This is a genomic window from Mycetocola sp. 2940, assembly GCF_040548835.1.
Classification (GTDB): Bacteria; Actinomycetota; Actinomycetes; order Actinomycetales; family Microbacteriaceae; genus Mycetocola_A.
In genome coordinates, this window is the sequence record NZ_JBEPSK010000007.1 from 38,360 (window position 1) to 55,454 (window position 17,095).

The 17,095-nt window shown below is 69.5% G+C and carries 16 protein-coding genes; 4 read left to right on the forward strand and 12 right to left on the reverse strand.

Features of this window, described 5'->3' with window-relative positions; translation table 11 throughout:
* Positions 1-249: 249 nt before the first annotated feature.
* From ABIE24_RS11395 to ABIE24_RS11405, 3 genes are all read right to left on the reverse strand, one after another.
* Entirely contained in the window at positions 250-1,713 is a 1,464-nt protein-coding gene (locus ABIE24_RS11395) for a catalase (protein WP_354499722.1), read from the reverse strand.
* 75 nt (positions 1,714-1,788) lie between these two features.
* A complete protein-coding gene (locus tag ABIE24_RS11400; RefSeq protein ID WP_354499723.1) occupies positions 1,789-2,226 on the reverse strand; it encodes a Fur family transcriptional regulator in 438 nt (145 codons plus the stop codon).
* 169 nt (positions 2,227-2,395) lie between these two features.
* Entirely contained in the window at positions 2,396-3,391 is a 996-nt protein-coding gene (locus ABIE24_RS11405) for a stage II sporulation protein M (RefSeq protein WP_354499725.1), read from the reverse strand.
* A 17-nt stretch (positions 3,392-3,408) separates the two neighbouring features.
* Here ABIE24_RS11405 and ABIE24_RS11410 point away from each other — a divergent pair, with 17 nt between their 5' ends.
* Positions 3,409-4,257, forward strand: coding sequence for an RDD family protein (locus tag ABIE24_RS11410; protein WP_354499727.1), 849 nt, complete (start codon positions 3,409-3,411; stop codon positions 4,255-4,257).
* 15 nt (positions 4,258-4,272) lie between these two features.
* Here the strand turns inward: ABIE24_RS11410 and ABIE24_RS11415 are convergent, their stop codons facing one another.
* From ABIE24_RS11415 to ABIE24_RS11425, 3 genes are all read right to left on the reverse strand, one after another.
* The gene (locus tag ABIE24_RS11415; protein ID WP_354499729.1) at positions 4,273-4,689 is read right to left on the reverse strand and encodes a phage tail protein; all 417 of its coding nucleotides are present in this window, start codon (positions 4,687-4,689) and stop codon (positions 4,273-4,275) included.
* A gap of 64 nt (positions 4,690-4,753) precedes the next feature.
* Positions 4,754-6,262: an adenosylhomocysteinase gene (gene ahcY / locus ABIE24_RS11420; protein WP_354499731.1), complete on the reverse strand. Its 1,509-nt coding sequence runs from the start codon at positions 6,260-6,262 to the stop codon at positions 4,754-4,756.
* Between the two features lie 33 nt (positions 6,263-6,295).
* Positions 6,296-6,517 (reverse strand): DUF3499 family protein, encoded by a 222-nt coding sequence (locus ABIE24_RS11425; RefSeq protein ID WP_354499733.1) that lies wholly within the window; start codon positions 6,515-6,517, stop codon positions 6,296-6,298.
* Between the two features lie 74 nt (positions 6,518-6,591).
* Here ABIE24_RS11425 and ABIE24_RS11430 point away from each other — a divergent pair, with 74 nt between their 5' ends.
* Positions 6,592-7,032 (forward strand): metallopeptidase family protein, encoded by a 441-nt coding sequence (locus ABIE24_RS11430; protein WP_354499735.1) that lies wholly within the window; start codon positions 6,592-6,594, stop codon positions 7,030-7,032.
* 20 nt (positions 7,033-7,052) lie between these two features.
* On the opposite strand, the gene ABIE24_RS11435 is transcribed toward ABIE24_RS11430, so the two are convergent.
* The 5 genes from ABIE24_RS11435 to ABIE24_RS11455 all read right to left on the reverse strand — a co-directional run bounded on the left by ABIE24_RS11435 (position 7,053) and on the right by ABIE24_RS11455 (position 13,492).
* A complete protein-coding gene (locus ABIE24_RS11435; RefSeq protein ID WP_354499737.1) occupies positions 7,053-8,459 on the reverse strand; it encodes a DUF5719 family protein in 1,407 nt (468 codons plus the stop codon).
* Complete coding sequence (locus tag ABIE24_RS11440) at positions 8,449-11,517, reverse strand: glycosyltransferase family 2 protein (protein WP_354499739.1); 3,069 nt, start codon at positions 11,515-11,517, stop codon at positions 8,449-8,451. Before ABIE24_RS11440 ends, ABIE24_RS11435 begins: the two co-directional genes overlap by 11 nt.
* Positions 11,518-11,593: 76 nt before the next feature.
* A complete protein-coding gene (locus ABIE24_RS11445) occupies positions 11,594-11,911 on the reverse strand; it encodes a WhiB family transcriptional regulator (protein ID WP_354499740.1) in 318 nt (105 codons plus the stop codon).
* Between the two features lie 376 nt (positions 11,912-12,287).
* Entirely contained in the window at positions 12,288-13,247 is a 960-nt protein-coding gene (gene galE, locus ABIE24_RS11450; protein WP_354499741.1) for a UDP-glucose 4-epimerase GalE, read from the reverse strand.
* 74 nt (positions 13,248-13,321) lie between these two features.
* Complete coding sequence (locus ABIE24_RS11455) at positions 13,322-13,492, reverse strand: hypothetical protein (RefSeq protein WP_354499742.1); 171 nt, start codon at positions 13,490-13,492, stop codon at positions 13,322-13,324.
* Positions 13,493-13,582: 90 nt separating this feature from the next.
* On the opposite strand from ABIE24_RS11455, the gene ABIE24_RS11460 reads away from it, so the two are divergent.
* Positions 13,583-14,548, forward strand: a complete 966-nt coding sequence (locus ABIE24_RS11460) for a GlxA family transcriptional regulator (protein ID WP_354499743.1) — start codon at positions 13,583-13,585, stop codon at positions 14,546-14,548.
* A 6-nt stretch (positions 14,549-14,554) separates the two neighbouring features.
* Here ABIE24_RS11460 and manA read toward each other — a convergent pair whose 3' ends face one another.
* Positions 14,555-15,745 (reverse strand): mannose-6-phosphate isomerase, class I, encoded by a 1,191-nt coding sequence (manA, locus tag ABIE24_RS11465; RefSeq protein WP_354499745.1) that lies wholly within the window; start codon positions 15,743-15,745, stop codon positions 14,555-14,557.
* A 170-nt stretch (positions 15,746-15,915) separates the two neighbouring features.
* On the opposite strand from manA, the gene ABIE24_RS11470 reads away from it, so the two are divergent.
* Entirely contained in the window at positions 15,916-17,094 is a 1,179-nt protein-coding gene (locus tag ABIE24_RS11470) for an acyl-CoA dehydrogenase family protein (RefSeq protein ID WP_354499747.1), read from the forward strand.
* Position 17,095: the final 1 nt, after the last annotated feature.

Sequence of the window (17,095 nt, forward strand, 5' to 3'; positions counted from 1 at the left end):
GCATGACTCCGCCAATACCGGGATGCCACAGAGCGCCGTCGCGGTGCAAAGCGGGACCCGCGCCCCGCTGAGGGTGATCTGGCGGAGTCGTGCGCGCGCCAGGCGGACGGATTCGCCGAAACGCCGCCCGGCAGCCACTGCACGCGGCGTGTCGGCCAAACGGTCCTTCCGGGCACGCGCCCGGCACCCCAGAAACGCAAAGGGCCCGGCACCCGCTCGAGAAGCGGAGGCCGGGCCCGGATGCTGCGACTAGACGAGAGCCGCCACGGCGAGTGCGGCGCCGAGCTTCGCACCGAGCTCAGCGTCGACATTCGACCAGTACTCGATCGCCCGGGCACGGATCTCGCCGTTCTGCACGGCCCCGACGTGTCCGGTGATCTGCGCGAGCAGGCGGGCCTTGGCCGCGTCGTCCATGACGTCGCGGTAGAGGGTTCCGGCCTGGCCGAAGTCATCGTCCTCGGGGTGCAGCGTGGCCGAGGTGCGCAGGAGCTCACCGTCATTCTGCCAGCCGGTGGATTCGGCGGCACGAACCGGGTCGGCGTGCGGTCCGCCGAACGAGTTCGGGGCGTACACGGGGCGGTCCGCCGGCGGGAAGGCGATCCGCGAGGCGCCGTCCTTCGAGTAGCTGTTGACCTGGGTCTTCGCCGCATTGACGGGCAGCTGCGAGTGGTTCACACCGACGCGGTAGCGCTGGGCGTCCGCGTACGAGAAGATGCGCGCCTGCAGCATCCGGTCGGGGCTTGCGGCGATCCCGGGCACGAAGTTCGCCGGCGAGAACGTCGCCTGCTCGATCTGGGCGAAGTAGTTCTCGGCGTTCCTATTCAGGGTCATCGTGCCGACGGGGATCAGCGGGTAGTCGGCGTGAGGCCAGACCTTGGTGACGTCGAACGGGTTGAACCGGTAGGTCTTCGCGTCTTCGTACGGCATGACCTGGACAGACAGCGACCAGCTCGGGAAGTTGCCCTCAGCGATGTTCGAGTACAGGTCGTGCTGGTGGTAGTCGGCGTCCTGGCCGGCGATCTCGGTGGCCTGGTCGGCGCTGAGGACCTCGATGCCCTGGTTGGTCTTGAAGTGGTACTTCACCCAGAACCGCTCACCGTCGGCGTTGATCCACTGGTAGGTGTGCGAACCGAAGCCGTCCATCATGCGCCAGGAGGCAGGCAGGCCGCGGTCGCCCATGAGCCAGGTGACCTGGTGGGCGCTCTCCGGCGAGGCGCTCCAGAAGTCCCACTGCATGTCGTTGTTGCGCAGGTTCGACCCCGGGAGGCGCTTCTGCGAGTGGATGAAGTCGGGGAACTTGATGCCGTCGCGGATGAAGAACACCGGGGTGTTGTTGCCGACGAGGTCGTAGTTGCCTTCGGAGGTGTAGAACTTGAGAGCGAAACCGCGCGGGTCGCGCCAGGTGTCAGGAGATCCCTGCTCACCGGCGACGGTCGAGAACCGGGCAAGCATCTCGGTGGTGGTGCCCTGCTGGAACAGCGCCGCACGGGTGAACCGCGACACGTCCTCGGTGGTCTCGAACGTACCGAACGCCCCGCCGCCCTTGGCGTGCACGACACGCTCCGGCACACGCTCCCGGTTGAAGTTGGCGAGCTTCTCGGTCAGGTAGCTGTCGATCAGCGGGATCGCGCCATCCGCTCCGACAGTCAGCGAGTGGGAGTCGGCGCCGACCGGGGTGCCGGTGTCGGTGGTGGTGTGCGCGGTATGGGACATGTATCTCCTTGGATTTTCTGGGCGGGCAGGGGCGTTCGGGCTGCACGGGCAGCGCGAAGCGGAAAGACGTCGGCGTCAGGTGAGGGGGGCTGCTGCGCAGTCGGGGCACAGGCCCCAGTAGGTCACTTCGGCGGTGGTGACGGTGAACCCGGATGTTCCGGCGGGCGTCAGGCACGGAGCGGAACCCACCGCGCAGTCCACGTCGCCGATCGCACCGCAACGCGTGCAGACGATGTGGTGGTGGTTGTCGCCGACCCGCAGCTCGTACCTCGCCGGGGAACCGGCGGGTTCGATCCGGCGCACCAGGCCGGCATCCGTCAGCGCGGCGAGGACGCCGTAGACGGCCTGCACCGACGTGTCGGGCAGGCCGGGAAGCACGGCCGCGAAGACCTCGGCGGCGTCCGCGTGCGGGTGCGTCTCGAGGGCGGTGAGCACAGCCATGCGCTGGTCGGTGGCACGGAGACCGGCGGCGCGAAGGCGTTCGCGCGTGTCGGCAATCTCCGTGGTCGTCATGGTCCGACCCTATCTGCTCTCTTGAATCATTCAAAATACCGCGCCCCTCGGGCGCGTCGCGACTATCGACGTCAGCGAGACACCAAAGAATGCCCACCCGAGCCCTTTTCCGGGCCGTCAGGCAGCCGTTCCAGGTATCTCGCGAGGCGGATGCAGGCGACGGATGCCGTCAGCCGGCGTAGAGACGCTTCGCTCCGGCTTCGAAAGCGACGAGGTCGCCGGTCTCCCCCGCCCGGTATGCACGCCGGCCGACGACGAGCATGTAGAACAGGAACGCACCGAGGGCCGCGGCGCCGATCCCGATCTTCACCGGCCACGGCCACGGCTGCGGCGTGACGAAGCCCTCGAGGATCCCCGCGACGAGGAGCACCAGGACGAGGCCGATCGCCACGGTGAACAGCGCACGGCCGTCCTCGGCGAGCGCCTGGCCCCTCGTGCGGTTGCCGGGCGACACCCAGGCCCAGAAGATCCGGAGCCCGCCGGCCGCAGCGACGAAGATGGCGGTGAGTTCGAGCATCCCGTGGGGGGCGATGTAGAGGAAGAAGGTGTCACCGTGGCCGAAGCTGAACAGCACGGCGGCCGTGATGCCGAGGTTCTGCGCGTTCTGCAGCACGACGTACGGCACCCAGACGCCGGTGACGCCGAACGCGATGCACTGGGCGGCGATCCAGGCGTTGTTCGTCCACACCTGCCCGGCGAAGGAGGCGGCGGGGTTGTCCGAGTAATAGTCGATGAAATCCTCTTCGGCCAGCTGTCTCAGCTCGTCGTCACTGCCGAGGTTCGCGAGGACCTGCGGGTCGCCGAGCACCCAGACTGCCCACATCCCGGCGACGACCATCGTGGCCAGAGCGACGGCGAGGGTGAGCCAGCGCAGCCGGTACAGGGCCGCGGGCAACTGGAGCAGGAAGAACCGCGGGAGCTGGCTGAGCACGTTCGAGCCGGCGGCGGTGAACCGCAGCCTCGCCTTGGACAGGCTCACGCTCAGCCGGTCGCCGTGCACCGTCGACCCCGCGGTCGTCTTGATCGCCGAGAGCTGGGTGGCACCCGCCTGGTACCGGTCGATCAGCTCGTCGGCTTCAGCGCCCGACAACGAGCGCTTCGACGCGAGGGCGTCGAGGCGATCCCATTCCTCGCGGTGGGCAGCGCTGTAGGCATCAAGATCCATCTGCTTAGATACTATTCATGGCAGAGCCCGTCGGCACACTCTCGAACGCGCCGGATTCCTCCGAGCTGCTCACCGGCGAAGCGGTGGCGCTCGACGTGCAGTCGACGAGCTTCGTCCTGCGGGCCGCCGGCGCGATCCTCGACTTCGTCGTCACCCTCCTGCTCGCCGGGCTGATGTTCTGGCTCCTCTTCGTGCTCGCCAGCCAGGGGGCGATCGACCAGTCCGCCGTGGCCGCGTTCTCGACCTCGATCATCGTCTTCTGCTGCGTGGTCGTGCCGACCGCGGTCGAGACCCTGAGCCACGGCCGGTCACTCGGCAAGCTGACCGTCGGCGCGCGGATCGTGCGGGACGACGGCGGCGCAGCCGGCTTCCGCCACGCCTTCATCCGCGCCCTCACCGGGTTCCTCGAGATCTACCTGACACTCGGTGGCGTCGCCGCGATCACCGGGCTCCTGTCGGCCCGCTCGAAACGCCTCGGCGATCTGCTGGCCGGCACCTACGCCCAGCAGGAGCGCGTTCCCCGGGTCACCGAGCCGGTGTTCGGCATGCCCCCTGCCCTGGCCGGGTGGGCCGAACTCGCTGACGTGGCGCGGATGCCGGACCGCCTGTCCCGACGGATCGCCCAGTTCCTCAAGCAGGCACCGAAGCTGACGCCGGCGACACGGGCGCGACTCGCGCAGGACCTCGCTGCCGAAGCATCCGCCTTCGTCTCGCCGGTGCCGCGGGTCGACCCGGAGATCTTCCTCTACGCTGTCGCAGCCGCCCGGCGCGACCGGGAGTACGCGGCCCACATGCTCGAGCGCGAACGGCTCGCCCGGCTGCAGCCGGTGCTCACCGGGCGGCCGCACGGCTTTCCCGACCGGTAGATCGTGGGCCGACGATCAGAGAATAACCGACTCGTCGTAGCGGATGACACACACCTCGGTTCCCGGCGTGTCTGCGCCCGCCGTCAACGAGCCGAGCTCGATGCCCTGCAACCAGCACCCGCGCAAGCTGAACGTCTTGACTGCCTGACCTGTGGCATCGAACAGCGCGACCGTGCAGGTCTTCCGGGCTCCAGCGACATCCCCGAGCCGCACGAGGGCGAGCCAGTCGTCCATCGTCGTGCTGTCGCTGAGCAGCCGGGTCACGGTGAACTCGCCGGCTTTAGGGCGGCCGGGCACGAGCCGGACCACAAATCGCCCATCCGGTCCCTGCTGCTTGAGCTCGATCGTGTCGACCTCGGATCGAACCCCCGTCACGCTGAGTACGTGCGACAGCTGGACGTCGTCGATGGTCACGGCGAAGGAATGAGCCATCCCGTCTCCCTTCGCCGCCCGGAATTCTCCGACACTACTCCGGGCGCGCCCAGGGAGGAAGGTCTCAGTAGCGGTAGTGGTCGACCTTGTACGGGCCGTCGACCGGGACACCGATGTACGCGGCCTGTTCCTGTGACAGGGACGTCAGTTCGACGCCGAGCGCGTCGAGGTGCAGGCGCGCGACTTTCTCGTCGAGGTGCTTCGGCAGCACGTAGACGCCCACCGGGTAGTTCTCCCGGTGCGCGTAGAGCTCGATCTGCGCGAGGACCTGGTTGGTGAACGAGTTGCTCATGACGAACGACGGATGCCCGGTGGCGTTTCCGAGGTTCATCAGGCGTCCTTCGCTGAGGACGAGGATCGACCGCCCGGTGGGCAGGCGCCACTCGTGCACCTGCGGCTTGATCTCAACCCGCTCGGTGCCCTCGAGCGACTCCAGCCCGGCCATGTCCACTTCGTTGTCGAAGTGGCCGACATTGGCGACGATCGCCTGGTGCTTCATCCGGAGCATGTGCTCGGTGGTGATGACGTTGAGGTTGCCCGTGCCGGTGACGAAGATGTCGACCGTCTCGATCACGCTCTCGATCCGGGCGACCTGGTAGCCGTCCATCGCGGCCTGCAGGGCGCAGATCGGGTCGACCTCGGAGACGATGACGCGGGCGCCCTGGCCACGGAGGGCCTCGGCTGCTCCCTTGCCGACGTCACCGTAGCCGACGACGAACGCGACCTTGCCGCCGATCAGCACGTCGGTGGCGCGGTTGAGGCCGTCGGGCAGCGAGTGCCGAATGCCGTACTTGTTGTCGAACTTGCTCTTCGTCACCGAGTCGTTCACGTTGATGGCCGGGAACAGGAGCTCGCCGTTTCGGAAGAGCTCGTAGAGGCGGTGCACACCGGTCGTCGTCTCCTCGGTGACGCCGAGGAGCTCGGCGCCGATCCGGGTCCAGCGGTCGGGCGACGCGGTCAGCGACCGGCGGAGAAGGTCGAGCACGACCTTGCCTTCGGTGCTGTCGGCATCCGTCGTCTCGGGGACCGCCCCGGCGAGTTCGTAGGCTCGGCCGTTGTGGACGAGCAGGGTGGCGTCGCCGCCGTCGTCGAGGATCATGTTCGGGCCGGTCCAGTCGGCGCCCGCGGCCTCAGCCTCGGCAGTCCAGTCGAAGATCCGCTCGGCGCAGGCCCAGTACTCCTCGAGGGTCTCGCCCTTCCAGGCGAAGACCGGCACACCGGCGGGGGCGTCGACGGTTCCGGCCGGGCCGACGGCGATCGCCGCGGCGGCCTCGTCCTGCGTGGAGAAGATGTTGCAGCTCGCCCAGCGCACCTGGGCGCCCAGGGCGACGAGGGTTTCGATCAGGACGGCGGTCTGCACGGTCATGTGCAGCGAGCCGGCGATCCTGGCGCCGGCAAGCGGCTTCGACTCGCCGAATTCCTTCCGGAGGGCCATCAGGCCGGGCATCTCGTTCTCGGCCAGCCGGATCTGGTGACGGCCCGCCTCAGCGAGCGAGAGGTCACGGACCTGGAACGCCAAAGCGGAGGTGGAGGCGGGCACAGTGTCGGATGTTGTGGGCTGGGTAAACGTCATGCCCCCATTCTCGCAGACGGGCGGCGCGTCGGTTCAGGCGGTGTGGCCGACGTCGCGGAGCACCTGATGGCGGATGACCTGCCAGCCCTGCGGGGCGCTCATCCGTTCGGCGTGGATCGAGCACAGGTCGTAGGTGTGCGGCTCGCGCGACAGCGACAGGGGCCCGAGGACGGCCATGGAGTCTCCATAGTCGTACGTGAGGGTCGATACCGCGTCGCGGGAGCATCCGACTTTCGAACAGGGCCTGTCAAACATTCTCCTCACCATACAAGCCCACTCCGGCTTCGAGCGGGCACCCCGCCGGGGCGGGGGCCGAATAGAATGGCATCATGGCCAGACGCACCACCCGGAGCACGACGTACGCCCGGCGAGCGGTGCGGCACGACCGTCACGGGCGCTCGGAACGCAGCGCGGCGACCGGCCCGCACCTCGACCCGTTGAAGAACCGGATCGACACCTTCGACATGACCGTCGCGGCGGCCGCGGACTTCCTGCGCAGCGCGTGGCCGGACGACCTCGCCCACGTGAGGTACGAGGTCGGCGCCATGCCCCTCGGCATCCTCCCCGACGGCACGGTGCCGCGCTGGTGGACGAGCGCGTCTGAACGGCGCATCGTGCTGTACCGGCTGCCGATCCAGCGGATGAGCAAACTGCACCGCGACGACGAGATGCACCAGCGGATGATGATCGAGAGCTGCGTCTTCCGGGCCACGGCTGAACTCATCGGCAAGGACCCGTGGGACCTCGGCCCGGATCGCTTCCACTTCTGACCGTTCCGGCGGATGCCGCACTACCGGGGGTAGACGGTGACCGGTGTCGCCAGCGGTTTCGGCGGCTGGACCGCGTAAGCCGAGAAGCCTCTCGGACCCTCGAAGCTCACCTGCGCGTGCGCGCCACCCGCACCGGTCACGCCGTATGCCATGCCGCCCGCCACCCGGGGCGCGACCGCTCCGCCTGCGGGCACCGCGACGCGGGTCTCAACGCCTGAGCCGTCGGTGAGGACCACCTCGAGCGGGCTGCTGGTCGGGTTGAACAGGTGCACGCGCGCGCCGTCCCCGGGCGCGACGGCAAGCTGGCTGCGCTCGTCGAGTGGTGCGGAGGAACCGAACCAGGCGAAATCGCTGGACTCGCCGACGACGGCCGTCGTGCGGGCCGCGGCGACGAGGGGCAGGTCCGACGCGATCGACACCGTGTAGCTGCCGGCCGGAAGGTCGGGAAGGGTGATCTCGTTGACGACGCCGGGCAGGATGCTGTGGTCGACGGGCACCGGCGCTTCCGCGCCCTGCTCGCTGACGAAGCTGAGGGCGACGTTCGCGGCTTCAGTGCCTGGCACGAAGAGACGGAGGGCACCGACGCTGTCGTCGTACACGTCGCCGGACGCCACGGGAGCCGATGCGGCGAGGACGACGCCGGGGATGACCTGGTCCGTCGACGGGGGCGTGGTCGGCGCCGACAGCTCGATGCCGCCGGGGGTGATCCCGCGGGTGACACTGTGCTGCAGCGCGGAGAAGACCTGGCCGCCGGCTGACTGCACGCGGATCACCGGCGTGCGTACGCCGGGCGCGAAGCTCGCGAGCGAGTGCAGACGGTTCTCACCGGCGGGCACGACGATGCCCTTGGCGCCCGGCGCGTCGATCTCACCGGTCTCGCCGAAGAAGGACAGGTCGACGACAGCATCCGTACGGGTGGGGTTGCTGAGCGACAGCAGGGTGGTGCGCCCGACGTCCGTCGATCCCCCGACGAGCCAGCTGTCGGCGCTGACCTCACCGCAGGCCGTCGCGGCGAAGCCGGTGAGGTCGTCCGACGCTACGTACTGGGATTGCGCGGCGGCGATCAGCGGGCTGTCCTCCCCGTCGGCACTGGCGGCGCTCACGGTGGTGGGCAGGCCGAACTGGTCACCGGAGGTGTTGTCGGGGGTGACAAGCGGCGCCTGCTCCGTGGCGGAGTTGGCGGAGACCGTCAGGGCCGGGGTCGCAAAGCTTCCGGCGGTCGCGTCGACGCCCTGGCGCAGCAGGGGGCCGGGGCAGAGCCGGGACTGGTCGGACGCGGTCGGCGTCACCGTCAGGGTGGGGGCGTCGGCCGCGAGCACCGGAAGGTCGTTCTGCCCGACGGCGACGGCGACACCGACGAACACGACGATGCCGACAACACCGGTGACAATGCGGCCGGTCGCGGCGATGCGGCGCTTATCGGCCATGAGTGTTCTCGCTTTCGGCAGTGCGGCGGGGAACGAGGACGTCCGCCCGGTCGGGGTCGTGCGCCGGTTTCCGCGATGTCGTGTGGTCCGCGGCGGCGTGTGCCTCGTGTTCTTCGATCTCATCCGCTTCAGCGGCGAGTTCGAGTTCGACGGCCTTCTCCGCTTCGGCGTCCGCGTTCCGTTCCGCTCTCTCGGCCCGGGTCAGCCGCGGCGCCGGCTCTGCCGGACGACGGCCGAGAGTGCGCGGGCGCCCTTCGGCAGCGCGGCGGGATGACGCCGTCGGGATCGCGAGGAGAAGCGCGAATCCGAAGATGAGGGCTTGTCCGATGAGGACAAGAGTCGACGTCAGCGGCACGGTGTCGCCGGCGGCGGGCGGGGCGGTCTCGCCTTCGAACCGCCAGAGGGTCCCGCGGTCGGTGGGTCCGACGTGCGCGAAGACCGCGTTGGAGTCGAGGGCGTTCTCCGCCCGGCTGCCCATCGCCTCGGCCGGGGCGGTGGCGCCCTCGCCGATGATCGTGGCTGGTGGTGACAGCAGCACGAACTTCACGTCGAATTCCGACAGGAGTTCGCTCGGATCGAGTCCGCCCTGCGAGACCAGGTTGCCGGCGAGGGTGGCGACGGCCTCGTCGTCGGCCGTGACCGACGTGTTCGTGGCGACGAGCGTCGACTGGTTGTCGAGCGTGTCACCGACGCCGGCGACGACCCGGGCGGAGATTCCGCCGTCAGGCTGCGGAATGAGAATCAGCGTCCGGAGCGATGGATCGGCGGATGCGGCGGCCGTCACGTAGGCCGGAAGGGTTCGACCGTTGCTTGCGGTGATCCGCCCCTCGCCGGTGGCGAGCGCCGTGGCCATCGGCATTGCGACGACGAGGGCGAGGATGCCGATCGCGAGAGCCGGAAGGGCTGCCGCGCGTCTGAGGCTGTCGAAACCGACGACAGCGGCGCCGACGAGGCCGAGCCAGTACAGGCTCAACGCGGAGCCGGGCCAGGTCGACGCGGCGGCGCTTCCGGTCACGGTGATCAGCAGGTGCGACGTTCCGAGTGCCGTGCCCAGGCCGAGGAGTGCGACGGCGATCAGCACGGCTGCGCGGCGGCCGCCGGGAAGGAACAGGGCGAGCAGCGCCATGACGGCGAGCGGGGCGAGGAGCACCGGCACGAGGAGGTGCGCGGGAATGGGCAGCCCGAGGGCAGCCGTCACCGACTCCCAGGCCGGGTTACCCGCCGGGAGACCCTGGACGAGGTCCCAGCCGGTGGGCGATGTCGCCAGGTGGGGCATGCCGGGATCGGCGAGGAGACGGACCCAGTTCTGCCCGGCGAATCCCTGCTGCCAGAGAAGCGGCGCGAAGAGGGCGGCGCTCGGGATGATCAGCCAGACCACCCGGGCACTGTGGCGGCCGGAGAGGGCCAGGGCGAGAAGCCAGAGGATGAGGAGAGCCGGGGCGAGCGACGGCGACGTGGCGAGGGTCGCCGCGAGGAGGATCGATGCGACGGCCGCGGAGCCCCATGAGCGCGCCGCTGCACACCCGGTGTAGAACAGCCACGGCAGGAGCAGGTGCACGAAGATGCCGGTCGGGTTCCCGGCGAGAAGGGCGGAGAGGAAGGTCGGCGCGATCGTCCAGAGCACGGCCGCGGCCAAGCGGTATCCGCTTCGCTCGGTGAGGCGGGTGGCGGCAAACCAGCCGCCGAGGGTGGCGAGCGGCAGGGCCAGCAGCACGACGAGGACGAGCGAGTACGACGGGTTCCAGAACGTCAGCGTCCCGAGCACAGCGAGAACGGCCGAGAACGGATCCGCCGCGCCGACAAAACCGAGCCCGATGTTCCTCCAGCCGTAACCGACGTGCTGCCAGAGGTCGCTGACGGCGGCGGAAAGCGGCAGCAGGGCTCCGCCTTCGACGGCGGTTGCCGCGAGCAGGCCGAAGAAGATGCCGGCGCCGGCCAGGGCGGACGCGATCACCAGCCAGGCTCCCCCGCCGGTGAAGAACCGGAGATCGCTGCGTTCGATCGAGTAGAAAGCCACCCCGGACTCGCGACGGAGCCGGCGGCTCCTGCGCACTTCCGCGGACGGGATCCGGAGCGCTGACAGCGACGACCAGCCGACCTCCTTGGCCCGGTGGAGGTTCCGCCGCGCACGCGAGACCCGAACCAGGCTGAACGCCACCCGGAAGGCGGCGGCGAGTTCCGCCCCGACGAGGTCGGGTTGTTTGCCGATGACCCGGCGGATGCCGCGGAGGATCCCCAGCGGCACGAGGGTGAGCCAGTGGAGCCAGACGACGGCGCCGGGGGCGTAGACGAGGCGACGGTACAGCTGTGCGGCGCGCGCCTGCCGTGCCCGTTTGCGTCTCGCCGCCGGGCGATTCGACCGGCTGGGCCCGGCGATGCCTGCGCCCCCGGTGAGGACGATCGCGGAGGGGACGACGGTGACCCGGTGGCCGGCGAGGCGGGCCCGGGTGCAGAAGTCGAGGGCGTCGTCTGCGGAGCCGAACGCCGGGTCGAATCCGCCGAGCTGCTCCCAGACGGTGTGGCGGACGAGCATCCCCGCCGGCGCGACCGCGAGGACGTCGCTGACAGCGTCGTGCTGCCCCTGGTCGAGTTCGTTCTCGACGAGCTGCACCGTTGCGCCGAACGGCGTGACGGATTCGCCGAGCGACACGATGGTGGAGCCGTCGGTGGCGTCCATGAGTTTCGGGCCGGCGATCGCGACCGATGGGGCGACTTCGATCGCCCCGAGCAGCCGTTCGAGCGCATCCGGGTCAGGCGACGTGTCCTGGGCCAGCAGCCAGAGGAACTCATCGGGACGCTCGGGTTGCTCGACGACACGGACTCCTGCGGCGAGCGCCTGGCCGAATGACAGCCGCTCCCCCGAGGTCACGATCCGATCGACGCCGGCCTGTTCGAGCGCGAGCATCGTTGCGGCCGGCGTGTCACACGCGACCACGACCACGGTGTCGGGCTGGCGCGACTGCGCCGCGAGAGCGTCGAGGGTGCCCTGAAGGCCAGCGGAACCGGCGGGGCCGGGGCCGTCGTGCACGACAAGGATTGCGGTAACTCGGGGAGACATCGCGTCAACACTATGTCGGGGGCGTCTCTGGTGGGTCGACCGGCCCGGCGTGGCACGATATCGAGCCGGCCCGGGGTCAGACGGCGCGCTTTTTCAGCTTGCGGCGTTCGCGCTCGGACAGCCCGCCCCAGATCCCGAATCGTTCGTCGTTTTCGAGCGCGTACTCGAGGCACTGCGTACGCACCTCGCAGCTCGTGCAGATGCGCTTGGCATCACGGGTCGAGCCGCCCTTTTCGGGGAAGAAGGCTTCAGGGTCCGTCTGCGCACAGAGGGAGTCGGTCTGCCAGGACAGAGGGTTGTCGTCGTCGACAGCCTTGCGAACACCAGGTACGCCCAGCTGGACTGGATCGATGAACCAGTCTTCGGGAACACCAGAGCGATATTCAGGTGACATATCTCTCTCCCCACTTGTTGCCCGTGCGCCACGCGGCGCTAGACATAATTACACCTGTGTAGTTCGCCCGAGTCAAGTCGCAGATAGTAAACCCTCAACTGCGAATGGAGGGTTCACGCTGTGTTTACCGGCGTGTCGTCGTTCGCTGTGCCCGTCGACGCGGTCGCTCCGCGCCGTGCGCGGGACCCGCACGGCCGGAGCATTGCCGGCGCGGTCATCCGTTCCGGACGAAAGCATCCGGCGCGCCGGATGCTTTCGTCCGGAACGGGTGACCTGGCGTTACGCGTTCGTGCGCGTTTGATCTCGACTGAACGCGGCCCCTACGACGCGGTCGCTGCGCGACCTTGCTCAGGGACTGCCCAACCGCGCCCTGGCGCTACGCGTTCGTGCGCGCCCGCCACGCACTCTGGACCATCTCGGTCAGGGTGTGCCGCATCGCCCAGTCGAGGTCCCGCGCCGCCAGCTCGCCGGAGGCGACGATGCGGGGCGGGTCACCCGGCCGCCGCGGGGCCGTCTCGGGGGTGAAGTCGATTCCGGTCACGTCGCGGACGGCCGCCATGATCTCGCCCACCGAGACCCCGTCGCCGGAGCCGAGGTTGTAGACCGGCTCGATCGCTTCGCCGGCGTCGAGACGCCGGGCGGCCGACACGTGCGAGCGCGCGAGGTCGGCGACGTGGATGTAATCGCGCACGCAGGTGCCGTCGGCGGTCGGGTAGTCGGTGCCGTTGACGCGCGGGGTCCGGCCGTTCAGGAGCGCGTCGAAGACGAGCGGGAACAGGTTGTGGGGACTCGTGTCGTACACGTCGGGATACCCGGAACCCACCACGTTGAAGTACCGCAGCGACGTGTGGCGGAGGCCGGCGGCGACGGCCTGGTCGGCGAGCAGCCATTCACCGATGAGCTTCGATTCGCCGTAGGGGGACTGGGGGTTTTTCGCCGTCGCCTCGGTGACGAGGTCGGTGTCGGGCGTGCCGTACACCGCCGCGCTGGAGGAGAACACCATCCGGTCGATGCCCAGGTCAGCCATCGCCTCGAGGAGCACGAGCGTGCCCGTGACGTTCTGGGCGTAGGTGTGCAGCGGCCGTTCCACCGACACTCCCGCGTACTTGAAGCCCGCGACATGGACCACCCCGGTGACGGCGTACTCGCGGAGGGTCGAGGAGACCAGATCCCGGTCGAGGATGCTTCCCCGCACGAAGGGGACGCCGTCGGGGACGAAGCCGGCGTGCCCGCTCGACAGGTCGTCGAGGACGACGACGCCGATGCCCTGGTCGAGAAACGCGCGTACGACGTGCGCGCCGATGTATCCAGCGCCTCCGGTGACCAGCCAGGTCATTGTGCCTCCTCGATGCCGGGCGGCAGGGGCCGCCCGACATCGAGCCTAAGGCACGCGGGAATACTCGCAGGAAGTCAGCGCATCCCGGCGAAGAGGGAGCGGCCGAACGCGTCGGTGTCCTGGGTCCCGGCGGGGCCGAAGCGGCGCTCAGGGATCCGGCGGTAACCGTCGTGCCGGAGTTCGACGACGGTGGCGATCGTGGCGAAGACGATCGCGGCGAGAAGCAGCATCAACAAGATCATCATGGCAGTAAATCTACGTATTGCGAGTTGCTGCCAACAGTGGCAGAATTGCCACTGTCCGATACATTTCTGCCAAACCGGAAAGGACTCGACGTGTTGAGAAAGATTGCGGTCCTCGCGCTTCCCGAGATGGCCCCGTTCGAATTCGGGGTGCTGTGCGAGGTCTTCGGCATCGACCGCTCCGACACCGGCGGACCGGTCTTCGACTTCCACATCGTCGCGGCGGATCCCGGGCCGGTCCGCACCAAGCTCGGTTTCGACATCGTCATCGACGAAGGGCTGGAGAACGCCGACGACGCCGACCTCATCGCTGTTCCCGCGTTCTACTTCGGGCCCCTCGACCCGCGCATCCTCGAGCTGCTGCGCCGGGCGGAGGCGCGCGGCGCCTGGATCCTCAGCGTGTGCAGCGGCGCCTTCGCACTGGCGGAGGCCGGGATTCTCGACGGCCGGCGCAGCACGACGCACTGGATGTACACCGATCGGCTGACCCGCGACTACCCGGCCACCACCGTCGACCCCGACGTCCTGTTCGTCGAGGACCGCCACGTCATCACCGGGGCGGGCACCGCCGCGGGCATCGATGCCTGCCTGCACCTGGTCCGGACAGAGCTCGGAGCGGCAGCCGCGAATGTGATCGCGCGTCGCATGGTCGTGCCACCGCAGCGGGACGGCGGGCAGGCGCAGTACATCGAGGCGCCGATCCCTGAGCGGCAGAGCGACTCCTTCGCCGCGGTCACCGAGTGGATGCTGGCCCACCTCGCCGAGGATCTGCCTGTCGACGTGCTCGCGGCGAAGGCGCTGATGTCCGAACGCACCTTCGCCCGCCGGTTCCGGGCCGAGATGGGCGCGACGCCGGCGGCGTGGCTCAACCGGCAGCGCCTGATCCGGGCGCAGCAGCTGCTCGAACGCACCGACCTCGGGCTCGAGCAGATCGCTTCCGAGTCCGGGTTCGGGTCATCGGCGGTGATGCGGCACCACTTCCTCAAGGTGCTGCACACGACGCCGAACGCCTACCGTCGCACCTTCAGCTGCACCGGGGATGTGGTGCTGGCCGGCTGAGCGGGTTCACAGCCGGGTGGTCGCGACGAAGAGTTCACCGGCCCCGCCGACGGCGAGGCTGCCCTCGTCGGGAGTGATGTAGACCGCCTCACCGCGTCGCAGTTCGACGACACCGGATGCCCCGGCGAGCGTCAGCGCTCCTGCCGTCGCGATCGCGATCGCCGGCCCTGGCACCTCGAGCGTCGGCGACACGTCGTCGGCCGCAACGACGTGCGCGAGCTCGAAGTCGGGCACGCCCGGCCGATACAGGTCGACGCCGTCCGCCGCGTGCTCCGCCGCCAGGTACGGCACCGGCAGCGGGGTGAAGTCCAGGACGCGGAGCAGTTCGGCCACGTCGATGTGCTTCGGGGAGAGTCCGCCGCGCAGCACGTTGTCGCTCGCGGCCATGAGCTCGACGCCGAACCCGCGGAGGTACGCGTGGATGTTGCCTGCCGGGAGATAGAGCACCTCGCCGCGCGACAGCGTCACCCGGTGAACGAGGAGCGACACGACGATGCCCGGGTCGCCCGGGTAGTGCTCGGCGAGCAGCCGCACCGTGTCGACGGCTGGGATCTCGGGGGCGGAGGCCGCGGCATCCGTCACCGCGTCGACGAGCACCGAGACGTCGTCGGTGAGGAGGGAGCGGACGACCCGGCGGAGCACGTCGGCGTCCGGTGACCCGTCCAGCGACAACCGGAACGTGGCCAGGGCTTCGACACCGACCCCGGACAGACCGGGAACGGCGAGCAGGGCGTCGACGTCGGCCGCGGCGTCCGCGACCGGCCGGAACCCGCAGAGGGCATCGAAACTGTCGCTGAGCGCGAAGATCAGCTCGGGCTTGTGAAACGGGTCCTTGTAGTTGCGGGTCGGCGCGTCCAGCGGCACCCCGGCGGCCTCCTCTCGGGCGAAGCCGTCGCGCGCCTGCTCCGGCGACGGGTGCGCCTGGAGAGACAGCGGCGCCTGAGCCGCGAGGAGCTTGAGCAGGAACGGAAGCCGCGGTTCCCGAAGACCTGCGGATGCCGGGTCGGCGGCGATCCAGTCGGCCAGCGTCTCAGCGCCCCCCGCGGGGGTGAGGATCCGGGCCGGTGACCCGGGGTGCGCCCCCAGCCACAGTTCCGCCTCGGGGCGGCCGGACGGTTCGCGCCCCAGCAGCCCGGCGATCTCGGTTCGCGAACCCCACGCGTAGTCGCGGGGGGTGTTGACGATGGGAACAAACACGGGCTCGTCCTAACGGGGTGCCGGGGGCGTGCAGGGTTATCGCCACCCTACAAGAGCCGCCGGTCGACCCTCCTCCCGCGTTGTCCGTTCGGCCCACCGGATTGCCGGCTCCCGCGGCGGTTGCCTAGGCTGCGAGGGATCACGCCGTCCCCGACGCACTGGAGCCTCGCATGCCGTTCGAACCCCTCGCCAGCGATTTCTACGGATTCGAGACGCTCCTCACCGACCGGGAGCAGGAGGCGCTGATGCGGATCCGTGCCTACATGGAGGGCAGCGTCCGGCCGGTGATCAACGACTACTGGGAGCGCGCCGAGTTCCCGCACGAGCTCATCGGGCCGTTCCTCGAGACCGATGTCGCCCGGTTCGGGTTCGCCGAGACGCGCCCGTTCGAGAACTCCGCCGTGTTCCGCGGCCTGGTGTCGATGGAGATGGCCCGGGTCGACGCGTCGATGGGGACGTTCGTGGGGGTCCAGGAGGGCCTCGTGATGGGCTCGATCAACGCCTGCGGCTCGCAGGAGCAACGCGACGAGTGGCTGCCGCGGATGGCGTCGGGTGAGGTTCTCGGCGCCTTCGGCCTGACCGAACCGCTCTCCGGCAGCGACAGTGCCCGCGGTCTTCGCACCACGGCGACGAGGGACGGCGACTCCTGGGTGCTCAACGGTTCCAAACGCTGGATCGGGAACGCCACCTTCAGCGACATCACGATCATCTGGGCGAAGGACACCGCCGACGGCCAGGTCAAGGGATTCCTCGTCGACACCTCCCACCCGGGGTACACGGCGACGAAGATCGAACGCAAGATCGCCCTCCGGCCGGTGCCGAACGCCGACATCATCCTCGACGGTGTCGTCGTTCCCGAGAGCATGCGGCTCGCGAACGCGTCCTCGTTCCGCGACACCGCGAACGTCCTGCGACTGACGCGGGCCTCCGTGGCGTGGTCGAGTGTCGGAGTCGCCGTCGGCGCCTACGAGGCCGCGGTGGCGTACGCGCGCGAACGGGAGCAGTTCGGCAAGAAGATCGCGGAGCACCAGCTCGTGCAGGACCTGCTCGCGCGGTGCCTGGGCAACATCACGGCGTCGATGGCGCTGTGCGTGCGGGTCTCGCAGATGCTCGACGAGGGCACGCAGCGCGACGAGCACTCGGCCCTGGCCAAGGGCTACTGCACGTCGCGGATGCGAGAAACCGTCGCGTGGGCCCGGGAATCGATGGGCGGCAACGGCATCGTCCTCGACTACGAAGCCGCCCGCTTCTTCGCCGACGCCGAGGCCCTGTACTCCTACGAGGGCACCCGGGAGATGAATTCCCTGATCGTCGGGCGGGCCATCACCGGCGCGGCGGCGTTCGTCTGAG

What these genes read in the sequence shown, in the direction of transcription:
- ABIE24_RS11395 (WP_354499722.1), bottom strand. Translation starts at nt 1,713, where the DNA reads ATGTCCCATACCGCGCACACCACCACCGACACCGGCACCCCGGTCGGC.
- ABIE24_RS11400 (WP_354499723.1), bottom strand. Translation starts at nt 2,226, where the DNA reads ATGACGACCACGGAGATTGCCGACACGCGCGAACGCCTTCGCGCCGCC.
- ABIE24_RS11405 (WP_354499725.1), bottom strand. Translation starts at nt 3,391, where the DNA reads ATGGATCTTGATGCCTACAGCGCTGCCCACCGCGAGGAATGGGATCGC.
- ABIE24_RS11410 (WP_354499727.1), top strand. Translation starts at nt 3,409, where the DNA reads ATGGCAGAGCCCGTCGGCACACTCTCGAACGCGCCGGATTCCTCCGAG.
- ABIE24_RS11415 (WP_354499729.1), bottom strand. Translation starts at nt 4,689, where the DNA reads ATGGCTCATTCCTTCGCCGTGACCATCGACGACGTCCAGCTGTCGCAC.
- ahcY (WP_354499731.1), bottom strand. Translation starts at nt 6,262, where the DNA reads ATGACGTTTACCCAGCCCACAACATCCGACACTGTGCCCGCCTCCACC.
- ABIE24_RS11425 (WP_354499733.1), bottom strand. Translation starts at nt 6,517, where the DNA reads ATGTTTGACAGGCCCTGTTCGAAAGTCGGATGCTCCCGCGACGCGGTA.
- ABIE24_RS11430 (WP_354499735.1), top strand. Translation starts at nt 6,592, where the DNA reads ATGGCCAGACGCACCACCCGGAGCACGACGTACGCCCGGCGAGCGGTG.
- ABIE24_RS11435 (WP_354499737.1), bottom strand. Translation starts at nt 8,459, where the DNA reads ATGGCCGATAAGCGCCGCATCGCCGCGACCGGCCGCATTGTCACCGGT.
- ABIE24_RS11440 (WP_354499739.1), bottom strand. Translation starts at nt 11,517, where the DNA reads ATGTCTCCCCGAGTTACCGCAATCCTTGTCGTGCACGACGGCCCCGGC.
- ABIE24_RS11445 (WP_354499740.1), bottom strand. Translation starts at nt 11,911, where the DNA reads ATGTCACCTGAATATCGCTCTGGTGTTCCCGAAGACTGGTTCATCGAT.
- galE (WP_354499741.1), bottom strand. Translation starts at nt 13,247, where the DNA reads ATGACCTGGCTGGTCACCGGAGGCGCTGGATACATCGGCGCGCACGTC.
- ABIE24_RS11455 (WP_354499742.1), bottom strand. Translation starts at nt 13,492, where the DNA reads ATGATGATCTTGTTGATGCTGCTTCTCGCCGCGATCGTCTTCGCCACG.
- ABIE24_RS11470 (WP_354499747.1), top strand. Translation starts at nt 15,916, where the DNA reads ATGCCGTTCGAACCCCTCGCCAGCGATTTCTACGGATTCGAGACGCTC.